This window comes from Mucilaginibacter sp. GW821-FHT07H05 (assembly GCF_059418485.1).
Genome location: NZ_JBWKPY010000003.1, coordinates 390,544 through 404,123, shown reverse-complemented (window position 1 = coordinate 404,123; position 13,580 = coordinate 390,544). Strand labels below are relative to the sequence as shown.

The 13,580-nt window shown below is 43.6% G+C and carries 9 protein-coding genes; all 9 read left to right on the top strand.

Annotated features, from left to right (window positions below):
* Nucleotides 1-43 precede the first annotated feature (43 nt).
* The 9 genes from AC07M6_RS09475 to AC07M6_RS09435 are packed head-to-tail and all read left to right on the top strand — an operon-like array spanning nucleotide 44 to nucleotide 13,327.
* The gene (locus tag AC07M6_RS09475; protein WP_494888777.1) at nucleotides 44-3,385 is read left to right on the top strand and encodes a SusC/RagA family TonB-linked outer membrane protein; all 3,342 of its coding nucleotides are present in this window, start codon (nucleotides 44-46) and stop codon (nucleotides 3,383-3,385) included.
* A gap of 11 nt (nucleotides 3,386-3,396) precedes the next feature.
* Nucleotides 3,397-4,878 carry a RagB/SusD family nutrient uptake outer membrane protein gene (locus AC07M6_RS09470; protein WP_494888775.1) on the top strand — a complete coding sequence of 494 codons (1,482 nt, stop codon included), beginning with the start codon at nucleotides 3,397-3,399 and terminating at the stop codon, nucleotides 4,876-4,878.
* A gap of 15 nt (nucleotides 4,879-4,893) precedes the next feature.
* Complete coding sequence (locus AC07M6_RS09465) at nucleotides 4,894-5,661, top strand: hypothetical protein (RefSeq protein WP_494888773.1); 768 nt, start codon at nucleotides 4,894-4,896, stop codon at nucleotides 5,659-5,661.
* A 10-nt stretch (nucleotides 5,662-5,671) separates the two neighbouring features.
* Nucleotides 5,672-6,598: an ABC transporter ATP-binding protein gene (locus AC07M6_RS09460; RefSeq protein WP_494888771.1), complete on the top strand. Its 927-nt coding sequence runs from the start codon at nucleotides 5,672-5,674 to the stop codon at nucleotides 6,596-6,598.
* 14 nt (nucleotides 6,599-6,612) lie between these two features.
* On the top strand, nucleotides 6,613-8,958 hold the full coding sequence (locus tag AC07M6_RS09455) for a Gldg family protein (protein WP_494888769.1): 2,346 nt from the start codon (nucleotides 6,613-6,615) through the stop codon (nucleotides 8,956-8,958).
* Between the two features lie 4 nt (nucleotides 8,959-8,962).
* Nucleotides 8,963-10,273: a MutS-related protein gene (locus tag AC07M6_RS09450; RefSeq protein ID WP_494888767.1), complete on the top strand. Its 1,311-nt coding sequence runs from the start codon at nucleotides 8,963-8,965 to the stop codon at nucleotides 10,271-10,273.
* A 5-nt stretch (nucleotides 10,274-10,278) separates the two neighbouring features.
* Entirely contained in the window at nucleotides 10,279-11,595 is a 1,317-nt protein-coding gene (locus tag AC07M6_RS09445; RefSeq protein ID WP_494888765.1) for a MutS-related protein, read from the top strand.
* A gap of 56 nt (nucleotides 11,596-11,651) precedes the next feature.
* Complete coding sequence (locus AC07M6_RS09440; RefSeq protein ID WP_494888763.1) at nucleotides 11,652-12,548, top strand: S1 family peptidase; 897 nt, start codon at nucleotides 11,652-11,654, stop codon at nucleotides 12,546-12,548.
* Nucleotides 12,549-12,556: 8 nt separating this feature from the next.
* Nucleotides 12,557-13,327 carry a sterol desaturase family protein gene (locus tag AC07M6_RS09435; protein WP_494888761.1) on the top strand — a complete coding sequence of 257 codons (771 nt, stop codon included), beginning with the start codon at nucleotides 12,557-12,559 and terminating at the stop codon, nucleotides 13,325-13,327.
* The last annotated feature ends 253 nt before the right edge of the window (nucleotides 13,328-13,580 follow it).

The following is a 13,580-nucleotide window of genomic DNA, read 5'->3' as shown; positions in this document are numbered from 1 at the left end:
AAAAACCCTCAATTATTAAAAGCTATATTAAACTGTATTGCCTATGAAATTTTTAAAACTTTTACTAATTATTATTAGCCTGTTAACCGGTGTTAAATTGTATGCGCAACAAACACCAACAGTTACACTTTCGGTTAAAAATGTGCCGCTGGAAACTGTGCTGTCGCAAATAAAGAAACAAACAGGGGTTAGTTTTTTTTATGATAAAGAGATACTGGCTGCAGCCGGAAAAGTAACCGTTCAGGTTGAAAAAGCCAGTCCGGAGAGTGTATTAAAATTATGCTTAAAGAATACGCCTGTTACTTACAGTATTGTGGGGAACATTATTGTATTGGTCAATAAAAATTCAAAAAAAAACGAAGATGGCACATTCAAACTAAATTATGATCTTTTTTCGCAGGGGGCCATACGCGGAACGGTTTATAATATGCAGGGGATAAGTCTTAATGGCGCCACTGTTATTATCAAACGTACTCATCAGGGGGCCACTACTAACGAAAAAGGAGAGTTTGCGCTTGATAATGTGAGGAGTAACGATACATTACGGATCAGTTACATCGGTTACACCACTACCGAATTACCGGTATCGGCCCAAACCGACTTTAAAGTGCAGCTTAAAGAGAGCACAAGCGAACTTGATGCAGTCGAAATTCAAGCCTATGGTACTACAACCAAACGCCTTGCTGTTGGCGAGATCAGTCAGGTAAATGCCAGGGATATCGAGCGGCAACCGGTAGCTAACCCCTTATTGGCCCTGAAAGCCATGGTGCCCGGTCTGCTGATATCCCCGGTTAACGGTTACAGCAATGCGCCCGTAAAGGTAGAAATACGGGGCAGGACATCTATCGACCCTACCTCGATATCCGATCCCTTATATATTATAGATGGCGTACCGCTTATCCAGTCGAACATTGGGGCATTCCAGTCTTCCAGTTATCAGAACGGATCTACCGGGCTTCAACAGGCAGGCATCACTTATTCGGGCGGGCAAAGTCCGTTTGCCAATATCAATCCGGACGATATCGAAAGTATTTCGGTGCTGAAAGATGCGGCGGCAACGGCGATGTACGGCTCACGTGCGGGCAATGGGGTGATCATTATCACTACCAAAAGGGGAAAGGCCGGCGAAACAAAAGTAGAGGCAAGCGCAGGGGAAAGGATCAATATAGTTATTGGCCATTATCCTATGCTTAACACCAGCCAATACCTGCAAATGCGTCGCGAAGCGTTAAAAAATGACGGACTTAGCGCTACAATAGCCAATGCCCCTGATATTGCACTTTGGGATACTACCCGTAATATAGACTGGCAGAAACAGCTTTGGAAATCGGCCCGGAGCACATTTGCGCAGGCGGCTATATCCGGAGGGGGGGAGCTAACTACATTTAGAGTGAGTGGGCGGTATAGCGCGGCAAAAGATGTATCTCCTTTATCAAATTTGAACACAAATAAATCAACGAACATTTCTTTCAACCTAAATCATAACAGTTTAAACCGCAAGTTAAGTGTACAGTTCAGTGCAACTTATGGTTATAACAGTGTTAACCAAATTTCTAACGGGTTTGCTTCAACATTAGCGCCCGATTTGCCATCTATCTATGATAAAAACGATAACCTGAACTATGCGGAATGGAATGCTGCCGGCCTGGGTTATAGTTTTCCATTTGCAAGCCTGCTGCAGCCATCCGTATCAAGTTCAGATCTTTTGAACAGCAGTTTCCGTGTCGGTTACCAGGTTGTAAATGGATTAACCTTGAGTGTGTTATTAGGCTATAACCTTGGCTTAAACGATAACATTCTTACCACGCCTATTGCCTCGCAAAATCCTTTGTTTAACCCTACCGGGCAGGTGTATTTTGGTAATAGTAAAACCAAAGGCTGGAACATCACACCCCAAATTGATTATACCCGCTATATAGGTAAGGGCAAGTTGAACGTGATATTAGGTGGAAACCTGAACAATGCCATAGCCAGCGGGATAACTACTTTTGGCCTGGGTTATACCAGCGATCAATTGTTAAAATCTATTAATAATGCTGGTTTTTCAAGCACCAATCAAAATTATTCGGAAAGTAAATATGTCGACTTGCATGGCAGCATAAATTACAATTGGCTGGATAAATACATTGTTGAAGTTTCGGGGAACTATGATGGCTCTTCAAATTTCGGCGCGGGGCGGCAGTTCGGCACATTTGGGGTAGTGGGCGCAAGCTGGATAGCAACAGAAGAGAAATGGTTAAGGCCAATATTGCCATCGTGGATAAGCCTGGTAAAGCTTAAAGCGTCCTACGGCACAACCGGCCAATATCCTAACGTTGCCTATCAATACCTTTCGCAATGGGCAAGCAGTGCAATGGCTTTTGGCCAGCCTTTATATAGTTACAACGGAATTGTACCGCAAGTACCCATACATGCCGTGAACCAGGATTACCGGTGGGAGACCGATAAGGAACTGAACATGGCGGCAGACCTGAGTTTCCTGAACGACAGGTATAGTTTGCACGCAGCCGTTTATCGTAAACGCAGTTATAATCAGTTAGCGTTAATACCAACCCCTTTATTTACCGGCTTTGCAAATGTGCAGGGCAATTCCGAAGCTAACGTGCAAAACAGCGGAATAGAAGTTGCTTTGAGCGCAAGGCTTATTAATGTCCGCGATTTTACCTGGCAGGCAAATGTTTATTTCAGCCATAACGAGAATAAGCTGCTGGCATTTCCGGGTATCCAGTATACATCTTACTACACCAGCCAGTTAATTGGTAAATCTCTCAATTCGGTTTATCTTTTACATTACCAGGGGGTAGATCCACAAACCGGCCAGCGGAGTTATGAAGACCGTAATAAGGATGGCCTTATATGGATAGGAAATACGCAACCCGGAGGCGCCGGAGATGACAGGGTTGTAGCTATTGATATGAGCCCTAAGTTTGAAACATCAATAGTGAACCGGTTAACCTACAAAGGTGTTTCGCTGGATTTACAGCTGAGCTACCGGAGAATGATGGCAGTAGTGCCCAATACCAGTCGCGGAGGAATATTTAATGAAAATGTGCCATTAGATGTTTTTAAAAATCACTGGCAAAAACCCGGTGATATTAGCCCCAATCCACGTTTTACAACAGTTCAGGCAGCAAGTGATGGTTATTTCCTCAAGTCGGATGGCGCTTATACCGATGGATCTTACCTGCGCTTACAAAATGCAGCTGTTGCTTACTCGCTGCCCGCTAAAATAGCGAAGAAGATAGGCATGCAGGGGGTAAGATTAATGATAAGTATGGAAAACGTATTTACACTTTCCAAATACCCTGGTATAGATCCTGAGCTGCCTTTTGGCGCACAACCACAGGCAAAGACATTTAATGGGCAGCTAAACTTCACTTTTTAAAAGATCATCAAATGAAAACACATAGGGTTAAAACAAAAGTAATTTGCATACTCGGCGTTTTTGCATGTACAATCAATATATCATGCAAAAAGCTGATAGCAATTGACGAGCCGATCAACACGCTTACTACTACCGAGATATTTAGTACTGATGCAACAGCCACAGCTGCGATGGCCGGCGTTTATTCAACTATGATTAACGGAACTAACGGCGGTTCCGTCAATAGTGCCACAACCATATTCAGCGGCGGGCTTTCAACATCGCTGGGGGCATTATCGGCAGACGAGCTAAACTCCGCCTCGACAGATGTGTATAATAGTAACCATTTAACGGTTCTCAACGCGCAGGCTTCAAGTTCATTATGGATATCTGCTTATAATATTATATACAAGGCAAACTCAGTTATCGAAGGAATTGAGCTCTCTAAATCGCCGGCATTACATGATCAGGTGAGGGTTGAACTAACAGCCGAAGCCAAATTTATAAGAGCTTTCAGCTACTTCTACCTGACCAATTTTTTCGGTGACGTGCCTATGGCGCTTACGGTTGATTTTAATAAAACGCGTAACGCTTTAAGAATGCCGCAGCAACAGGTTTATCAGCAAATAATTGCCGACTTAAAAGCTGCACAAGCCGTGCTGCCTGCCGATTATGCTGCCGGTAACGGCCAAAGGATAATACCTAACAAATCGGCAGCGACGTTGCTGCTTGCGCGGGTTTATTTGTATACCCGCGATTACGCTGGGGCGGCAGCACAGGCAAGTGAAGTTATCAGCAATAATTCCTTATATCAATTGGAGCCCGATTTAAACAATGTATTCGCTACAGCAAGCAGGGAGGCTGTTTGGCAATTGGCACAAACCACTGCCGATCCGCAACTAAAGAACGGTACGCCTGAAGGTTTTATCTTTATACCGCTGGTGCTTGATCATCACAGCCTTGCGCCCTATGTGTTAACCAACCAGTTATTATCGGCTTTTGAAAGCGGTGATAAACGGCGTGAAAAGTGGGTAGATAGTACCGATTATAGCTATGGCGCTTCTTCGCCTCCTTTTAGTTATTATCCCCATAAGTATGTTATTGGCAGTGCCAACGCAGATGCAAGCCAGGCCCCACCACAATATTATACAGCCTTAAGATTGGCAGAAGCTTATTTGATACACGCTGAAGCATTGGCTAATGGCGCGCCAGGCGGTGTTAATGCCGCTATTGCAGATCTGAACACGATTAGAGGCCGGGCCGGATTGCCGGGTCTGGCGCCGGGTTTATCAGAGCAACAGGTAAAAACAGCTGTAGCGCACGAATGGCAGATAGAGTATTTTGCAGAGTGGGCGCACCGCTGGTTTGACTTGCGAAGGACGGGCAAGGCCCATGATGCGCTTTCGGTAATTCCGGCAAAGCAACCCTGGGCCGGAGACTATCAGTTGCTATATCCCATCCCGCAGGCTGAAATAACTTTCGATCCTTTCCTGAAACAAAATCCTGGCTATTAATAGATATCAACAGACATGAAAAAAATATATTTTGGCCTTTTCTCAATCATATGCGGACTGCTTTTATTAAGTTCCTGTAAAAAGGAATTAACCGCTAAAGTGAGCGGAACAGCGGCCTTAACCATTGTAAATGGCGTAACAGATAACAGCTTTTTGTATACCAATTTTAATGGTGATAAGTCAAATGGCACATACTATCAGGGCATGGTTCAAATTGCTTATGGCAATTCCAAGTTCTTTAACAGTTACTTTGGCCAGCAGAAACTTGGTTTGTACGCGCCACAGGACACAACTGCCAATAGTAAACCAGTGTTGAGCCTCACCCTGGATATGCCGGTGAACACTATCCATACGCTTTTTTTAACGGGTACTACAGCCGCGTCCGATCAGCTATTTACCACAGATGTGCTGCCGTATCATGCCGCTACCGATTCGACCATGGGTATACGGTTTGTGAATTTAAGTAAAGACATTTCGGCAGTAAGCGTTAATTTGATGGGCCAGGCTAATGGCTCTGAAGTAAAAGATCTGCCTTACAAAGGCATTACCTCATTTAAAAATTATCCGGCGGGCACTGCAATCAGCAGTTACACATTTGAATTCAGGGATAAAATCACCGGGACATTAATTGGCAGCTGTGTGGTTGACGGCGTAAACAACGACGGTTCAACTGCAACGCCCAACATCAGGCGTTATCGTAATTACACCCTCGCGTTTTTGGGTGCGCCGGGTGGCCTGGCACCGGACCGGGTACTCATTATCGATGAAAACGTCCACCAATAAACACATCAACATGCATAGCATATTAAGAATTGAACAACTATCACATAAATACACCAGCGCCTGGGCTATACGTGATATCAATATGGAGATAAACCAAAATGGGATAACGGGTTTATTGGGCTCAAACGGCGCGGGAAAATCTACCACGATGAACATTATATGCGGTGTAGTGAACCAAACTGAGGGGAGCGTATTCATAAACGGATTTGATATACGTACCCAGCCCGAATCAGCAAAAAAACAAATTGGTTTTTTACCGCAGAACCCGCCGCTATACACAGATCTTACTATTGATGAATATCTTACCTATTGTGCCGAACTGCGGTTCATTGAGAAACACAAGATAAAAAGTACTGTAAACGAAGTAAAGGAAAAATGCGGGATAGCGCATTTCAGCAATCGCCTCATCAATAATTTATCGGGCGGTTACCGGCAAAGGGTTGGCATAGCACAGGCTATTATCCATAAACCGAGGTTAGTGATACTGGATGAACCTACCAACGGATTAGATCCAAATCAGTTAATTGAGGTAAGAAAGCTGATCAGGGAAATATCACTTGACCACGCCGTGCTTTTATCCTCTCATGTGCTGTCGGAGATCCATATCCTGTGTAAAGAGATTGTGATGATAGAAGGTGGGCGTATTGTTTTCTCTGATTCTATGGACGCGTTTGATAACTATATCCAACCCAATAGCCTGCTTATACGCATGGAAAATCCACCGCCAATCGGCGATCTTGTAAAAATTCAGGGAGTGAGCAAGGTTGATTTTATTACAGACAGGGAAGTGCGTGTATATTTTGACGGTGACGAAGAAGTAACCGAAAGATTAGTCGCCGCCGGTGTTCAGCATAAATGGCAGCTTCGCGAAATCACCCTTGAAAAAGGCCATCTCGATGATATTTTCAAACATTTGTCATCACCACAATCTCACTAAATAATTCCAGTAAAATGAAAATTGTATTCAAGATCGCAAAGAATGAACTACGCAACCTTGTTTTTTCGCCGGTAGCCTGGTTTGTAGCGGTCGTCTTTTTTATTCAATGCGCTTATTTCTACTTCGCAAGTATATATGGGGATGTTATTTTACAAGACCAGCTGATACAGAATGTGCCCGCCTGGAAAGATTTTGCAGCTGCGTTAACCAAGGGCGAATTTCTGAAAGGCGACGGCTTGCTGGCAAATGCCTATCAAAACCTTTACTTGTTTGTTCCCTTGCTCACGATGGGCCTCATGAGCCGCGAAATTAATAGCGGCACCATAAAATTATTGTATTCTTCGCCAATCAGGCTACGCGAAATAGTACTGGGGAAATACCTGGCCATCATGATCTATAACCTGGCCCTTGTTGCTATTGTGGGGTTGTTTGCTGTAATAGGCATGTTTAATATAAAATCTCCGGATGTTGGTTTGCTGTTATCGGCCGAATTTGGCTTCTATCTTTTAGTATGCGCGCTTTCAGCCATCGGCTTGTTTATGTCGAGCCTTTCTACTTACCAGGTTGTATCAGGAATCGGCACTTTTATTATCATCTTCATTCTGGGCCGTATCGGTACTTTATGGCAGAACTACGATTTTATCAGGGACCTTACCTATTTTTTATCAACAGCCGGCCGCACCGAGAAAATGCTCAATGGGCTCATCACTACTAAGGATGTTATTTACTTTTTGGCCGTAATTTTTATGTTCCTCAGCTTTACGCTGCTTAAACTTAAAGGCGAAAGGGAATTTAAGCCCTGGCCGGTAAAAGCCGCCAGGTATATCAGCGTGGTTATTGTAGCTGTTATGATCGGTTATATTACTTCACGCCCTGCCCTGGTAGTTTACTGGGACACCACCGCGCTAAAGGTCAATACTATTCATCCGCGCACCCAGGCCATCATCAAAAAAATGGGCGATGAGCCTTTTACGGTAACCATGTATACCAACCTGTTTAACGCCAGTTCGCTGCAATCGGGCCTTCCGCAGATGCGTAACCTTTATTTATCGGCGCTTTGGGATAAATACCTGCGCTTTAAGCCCAACATTCGGTTTAAATACGTTTATTATTACTATAGCGATGGCAGCATTGATGATAGTCTTTATTACAAGCAGTTTCCTCACAAAACAGAACAGCAAATTGCCGGCATAATTGCAAAGATGAATCAAACTGATGTATCCATGTTCATGGGGCCAAAAGAGATACGTAAGATTATGAATCCTAACGATGAAAACGGCAGACTGTACCTCAGCGTGGAGTATAAAGGCCGAAAAGCGAATTTGAGGACTTTTGAGGATACGCAATTTTGGCCTAATGAATCGCAGGTGGCAGCCGTGTTAAAGCGGCTGGTTGAAGTAAACACGCCCAAAGTGTATTTTGCGACCGGTAACCTGGAACGCGATATTTATAAAACCGGGGAACGGGAGTATTCGAGGCAATCGACAGATAAAAATTATCGTGCATCCCTGATCAATATGGGTTTTGACCCCGACACCATCTCTCTTGAAAACAGGGATATTCCTTCTCATACTTCAATGCTGGTAATTGCCGATCCTAAAACCGACCTGTCGCCGGTTACTTTGAGCAGGATAAAAAGCTATGTTGATGGGGGCGGCAATATGCTTGTTTTTGGTGAGCCGAAAAAGCAGGCGGTGATCAATCCGGTTTTAAAACCGTTTGGCATACAGATGGATGACGGTACACTGGTACAATTAAGCAAGGACGAAACACCTGATAAAGTTATTATCTACGGCACTACCGATGCTTATAACCTTGCTGAAGAGGTAACCTTAACAGGGTACAAGAGTGAGCGCGACCAAAAGATATATAAAGATACGCTGATGGACATGATGCCCGGCGTAGCGCCACTCTCTTACAGTAATAACGGTTCATTTAAAATTACCCCGATATTAAAAACTTTAAAATGGAAAACATGGCTTAAAAAGGGTGTACTGGTTACCGACTCGGTGCCGCCTGTATTCAGCCCCAAAGAAGGGGATGTAAAAGTACCATCGTTTGATGTTGCCGTTAAGTTAACCAGGCAATTGCAGGGTAAAGAACAACGCATCATTGTTTGTGGTGACGCCGACTTTAGAAACAATCTCCGGATATTTTCAGACGGCACTGTTAATGCATTTTACAGCTGGTTAAATAACTCGGTATATCCGGTATACCTGCCTGCCGGAAAGCCGCAGGATAACAGGTTCAATATAACAGCTCCGGGTGTGGACCTGTTAAGAATAATATTTGTGTGGATAATGCCCGGGCTTTTAATACTGGCAGGCACCGTACTCATGATCAGGCGTAAAAGAAAATAATAACATGTTTTTAAACACCGACGAACAAACGATAGAAGACCTGGGGCTTTTTAGCAACCGTAATACAGGTGGTATCTATGATATCTATAATTCTGCACACACCAGGGGAGGCGAGGAGGCACTAAAAAAAATGTTCCGTAACCCTTTGTCAGACAGACAGGCCATCAATCAGCGGAGCAGCATTATTGAAAATATGGCCCGCCTGAAAATGGATTTTCCTTTCCCGGCCAGTTCATTTGATATGGCAGAAAAGTATTTAATGAATAAGCATGAGCAAACAAAAAGCGCCACACATCATGCCACATCATTAAGTGAAAAGGAAATGCACCAGGGAGTTTCGGCCGTTATCGAGATCTTGTGGACGACCAAAATGTTTATAGATAAGCAGGAGATCATCAATATCGATGCTTATCAGCAAGAGTATAAAGCCATTTTGGCTTTAGTGAATGATGAGGCATTTGAACCGGCCCTAAGGGAAAAGCCAAACCGCAAATTACCCTATGCTGCCATAACCGCTTATGATATTCTTTTCAGAGTGCGTGAGTATGACAAGGTAATACAACTGTTAAGCCATATCTATACGCTGGATGTGTATTTGTCTGTAGCACAAACGGCTGTTAAACGGCACTTTATTTTTCCGCGTGCCCTCCAAAAAGAAGCGTGTGAACTACGATTAACAGATGTTTATCACCCCGAACTTAAAAACCCGGTGGGTAATTCATTTACAATAAGTCCCGAAAAAAATATCCTGTTCCTCACCGGGGCAAACATGGCCGGGAAGTCTACCTTTTTGCGCGCGGTAAGCACTGCAATTTACGTTGCGCACATGGGGTTCCCCGTGGCGGCTAAATCAATGATATTTTCGGTGATGGACGGCATCTATACCACGATAAATTTACCAGACAAGTTAGGGATTGGCGCCAGCCATTTCTACGCGGAAGTATTGCGGGTACGAAAAGTGGCAACAGAACTGGGCCAGGGAAAATCGGTTTTTGTCATTTTTGATGAATTATTCAGGGGGACCAATGTAAAAGACGCGCACGAAGCAACTGTTGCGGTAACCGGGGCCTTCGCGCGAAAAAGAACCAGTATGTTTATTATTTCTTCGCATATCGTGGAAGCAGCCGAAGAGTTAAAGCAAAAAGACAATGTTGATTTCCTTTATCTCCCTACCATTATGAATGGCGCCGTGCCCGAGTATACTTACACACTGAAAAAAGGCGTAACAGATGACCGCCATGGTATGACTATTATAAAAAATGAAGGAATATTGGACATCCTGAAAAATGGCCTTAAACAGAAAATAAAAGCTTAATAAAGATGGGTTTTGGTATAGATAAACAAACGCTTGATGAGTTGAACCTGCTTGGTAAATTCCGTAACGGGTCAATCTATAATTTGTTCAATCAGGTAAAAACCCGGGGCGGCGAACAACTACTCGATAAAATGTTCCGCTTGCCGCTGGAAGATGACGCGCAGATAAACGAGCGGATAAGCATTTTTCAGTTTTTTCAAAAGCATCATTTGGCTTTCCCGGTAGATGCGCAGCAGGTAGGTTTAATGCGGGAGTATCTCGATCAGGGGGGCATGAAAAATATCCTGTCGGTATTTGCAGGCACGGTTATTAAAAGGGTGCTATCCGGCTTAACGCGTGACGACCGGTATAAAAAAAATATCCAGGGCCTGCAGGCAGTTATAGCGGTAATGAATAAATGCTTCAACTTTTTAGACAAGATGCCGCCGATACCGGGGCCATACGCGGGGCGGGTGAAAGCGATACAAACCATTTTAGCCGATAAGCGGATTGAGCGGTTAAGGAACGTTGATATTTATCAGTCGCTGCCTATGAAAGCGCTTATTTATTACAACCACCTGCTAAAAACCAAGCTGCAAAATGAAGTAGAAGAAGTATTGCTATTTATTTACGAGTTGGATGTGTACATAAGCGTAAGCACCGTTGCGCACGATAAAGGATTTGTTTTTGCTACGGCATTGCCGCCCGGGCAAAATGTACTGTCTGTTTCAGATCTGCGCCACCCTTCGGTAGATAAGGCTATAGGCAATTCGTTAGAACTATCCGAAAATAGTAACGTGCTTTTTTTAACAGGAGCAAACATGGCTGGTAAGTCTACCCTTATGAAATCGGTTGGTATCAGCCTTTACCTGGCACATATCGGCTTCCCGGTGGCTGCAACCGCTATGAAATTCTCAGTTAGGGAAGGGCTTTATTCTTCTATCAATGTGGCCGATAATATTAGTCTGGGTTACAGTCATTTTTTTGCCGAGGTAGTCCGGGTAAAACAGGCCGCCATAGCTGCCAGCAGTGGGAAAAGGCTCCTGCTCATGTTCGACGAGCTTTTTAAGGGGACAAATGTAAAGGATGCCTATGACGGTACCCTTGCCGTAACCGAAGGGTTTTCGGAATATACCAATTGTCTGTTTATTGTGTCGACGCATATTATAGAAGTAGGAGAGGCCCTGCGGGCCCGCAGTAATATCAAGTTTGGCTATATGCCTACAGTTATGGAAGGCTCCCGGCCCCGTTACACCTATAAACTGCAGGAAGGAATTACTGAAGACCGGCAGGGAATGATGATCATCAGAAACGAAGGCATATTAGAATTGATAGGCAATTGATCAATAAAATGAAAAAACACCTGCTATTCTTATTTTTATTTTCATCAGCAAGCGCAATGAGTCAAAGTAAGCAACCCACACCGGTGTATGTGAAATATGATGCTTATTACCGTGATATCCAATTAATGCTCCAATCCTGGAAACAGGAAGTTCCTCATACCACTTTGGGTGCAATTAAAGCTGAGGTACTCAAACTAACCGATGATGCGCCGCCGGAAAGCGCCATACAATTATTGCATGGCAGCCGGAAAGTGCTGAGCGATGAAGCTGTTTTTGCAAAACGGAAAAGCGGCGTATATATCGTTGGGAAATTAACTTCCACGGTACTCAACAGTATGGTAACAGTAGATTTTGACCTGATCGGTACAGCGTTTGCTATCTCTGCCGATGGTACATGCGTAACCAATTATCACGTATTAAAAAGTATATTCCATCCGGAAGACCCGGAGGCGAAAAAGGATAGCCTTTATTTTATTATTACGGCCAACAATAAACTTTATTTACTCGACAAAATATTAGCTTATTCTCAAAACAACGACCTCGCGGTTTTTAAAGTGAACACCAAAGGTGATCGGCTCGATCCCCTCCCTCTGGGTAAGCCGGCAAACATTGGCGCTGCCGTTTATTGCCTTTCTAACCCGGGTGCGCATTTTTATTCGTTTAGTAAGGGGATTGTAGCCAGGAATACGGCAATTGACACGCTGGACGCCGGACCACAATATAACCGCAAAGGAGTGCCGTCTATAAGGATGGAAATAACGGCAGATTACGGGGTAGGGGCAAGTGGCGGGCCGATACTGGATAAATGCGGAAATGTGGTGGGGGTAGTTGTGTCAACCACGCCGATAGCTTACACAATGGCGGATGGGCAAGGCAAAGAAACCGGTTACATACAAATGATTGTGAAAAACACGGCGCCGGTAAAAGCACTTACCGATCTTCTGAAAAAGTAAAATTATTGATGATGCAACCATTTACCGAACCTTTCTTAAAACTATTTACGCTGAGCGTATTAAGGTATTTTATTATCGCCGGTATTCCTTTTGTCATATGTTATTATATACTTAAAGGCAGTTTAAAAAGATTTAAAATACAGCAACGGAGCGCTGTGCGGAAAGATTTTATCAGGGAAGTATTGCACTCACTTAAAACAATCGGTGTATTAACAGGCATCTCCTATATCGTTTTATATACCCCTTTGCGGCACTTCACCCGTATTTATGACAGTGTTGGCCAATACCCTTTATGGTGGCTGTTTGCCAGTGTGATTTTAAGTTTGGTAATACATGATACTTATTTTTACTGGATGCACCGTTTGTTGCACCACCCCCAATTATTCCGCTATATCCACCTGTTGCATCACCGATCTACTAACCCTTCGCCCTGGGCTTCTTATTCATTTCATTTAATTGAAAGTTTTACCGAGGGCGCTGTAGTATTTGTGATTGTATTGGTTATGCCTATGCACCCAACCGGCATTTTTATGTTTGTGATCCTTGCTTTTATCATAAACGTTTACGGCCATTTGGGTTATGAGATTGCTCCATTGTGGTTTCGAAAGACCTTTCTTTTTGAGGTATTCAATACATCCGTATACCATAACCTTCACCATAGCAAATTTAAAGGTAATTACGGTTTGTATTTCCGGATATGGGACAGGCTAATGGGAACTGAGCACCCTGATTATGTAAATAATTATGACAGCGTTCAAAAAAACAGGCAGAATAAATAATTACGGGCGTCTTTAAAATACTCTTAGTGTTCTTTAATTTAGTTAATAGTTTAGTTAGTAAATAAAAAACGTTTTCCCGGAAAAGAGCCGGGAACGTTTTTAATACGATTATGTGCTGTCATCAAAGATTAGCAGACCTGATCGAACACTCGCATCTGTATCGATACTTCTGTTATCTGGCTTTGTTAATCTTCTTTTTGTTGTCCCCCGTTTTAACGCAGGCGCAACCCACCGAAAAACCACCCTGGTTAAG

Excerpts from the sequence above, each read along its gene's own strand:
- AC07M6_RS09475 (WP_494888777.1), top strand. The coding sequence starts at position 44 with ATGAAATTTTTAAAACTTTTACTAATTATTATTAGCCTGTTAACCGGT.
- AC07M6_RS09470 (WP_494888775.1), top strand. The coding sequence starts at position 3,397 with ATGAAAACACATAGGGTTAAAACAAAAGTAATTTGCATACTCGGCGTT.
- AC07M6_RS09465 (WP_494888773.1), top strand. The coding sequence starts at position 4,894 with ATGAAAAAAATATATTTTGGCCTTTTCTCAATCATATGCGGACTGCTT.
- AC07M6_RS09460 (WP_494888771.1), top strand. The coding sequence starts at position 5,672 with ATGCATAGCATATTAAGAATTGAACAACTATCACATAAATACACCAGC.
- AC07M6_RS09455 (WP_494888769.1), top strand. The coding sequence starts at position 6,613 with ATGAAAATTGTATTCAAGATCGCAAAGAATGAACTACGCAACCTTGTT.
- AC07M6_RS09450 (WP_494888767.1), top strand. The coding sequence starts at position 8,963 with ATGTTTTTAAACACCGACGAACAAACGATAGAAGACCTGGGGCTTTTT.
- AC07M6_RS09445 (WP_494888765.1), top strand. The coding sequence starts at position 10,279 with ATGGGTTTTGGTATAGATAAACAAACGCTTGATGAGTTGAACCTGCTT.
- AC07M6_RS09440 (WP_494888763.1), top strand. The coding sequence starts at position 11,652 with ATGAGTCAAAGTAAGCAACCCACACCGGTGTATGTGAAATATGATGCT.
- AC07M6_RS09435 (WP_494888761.1), top strand. The coding sequence starts at position 12,557 with ATGATGCAACCATTTACCGAACCTTTCTTAAAACTATTTACGCTGAGC.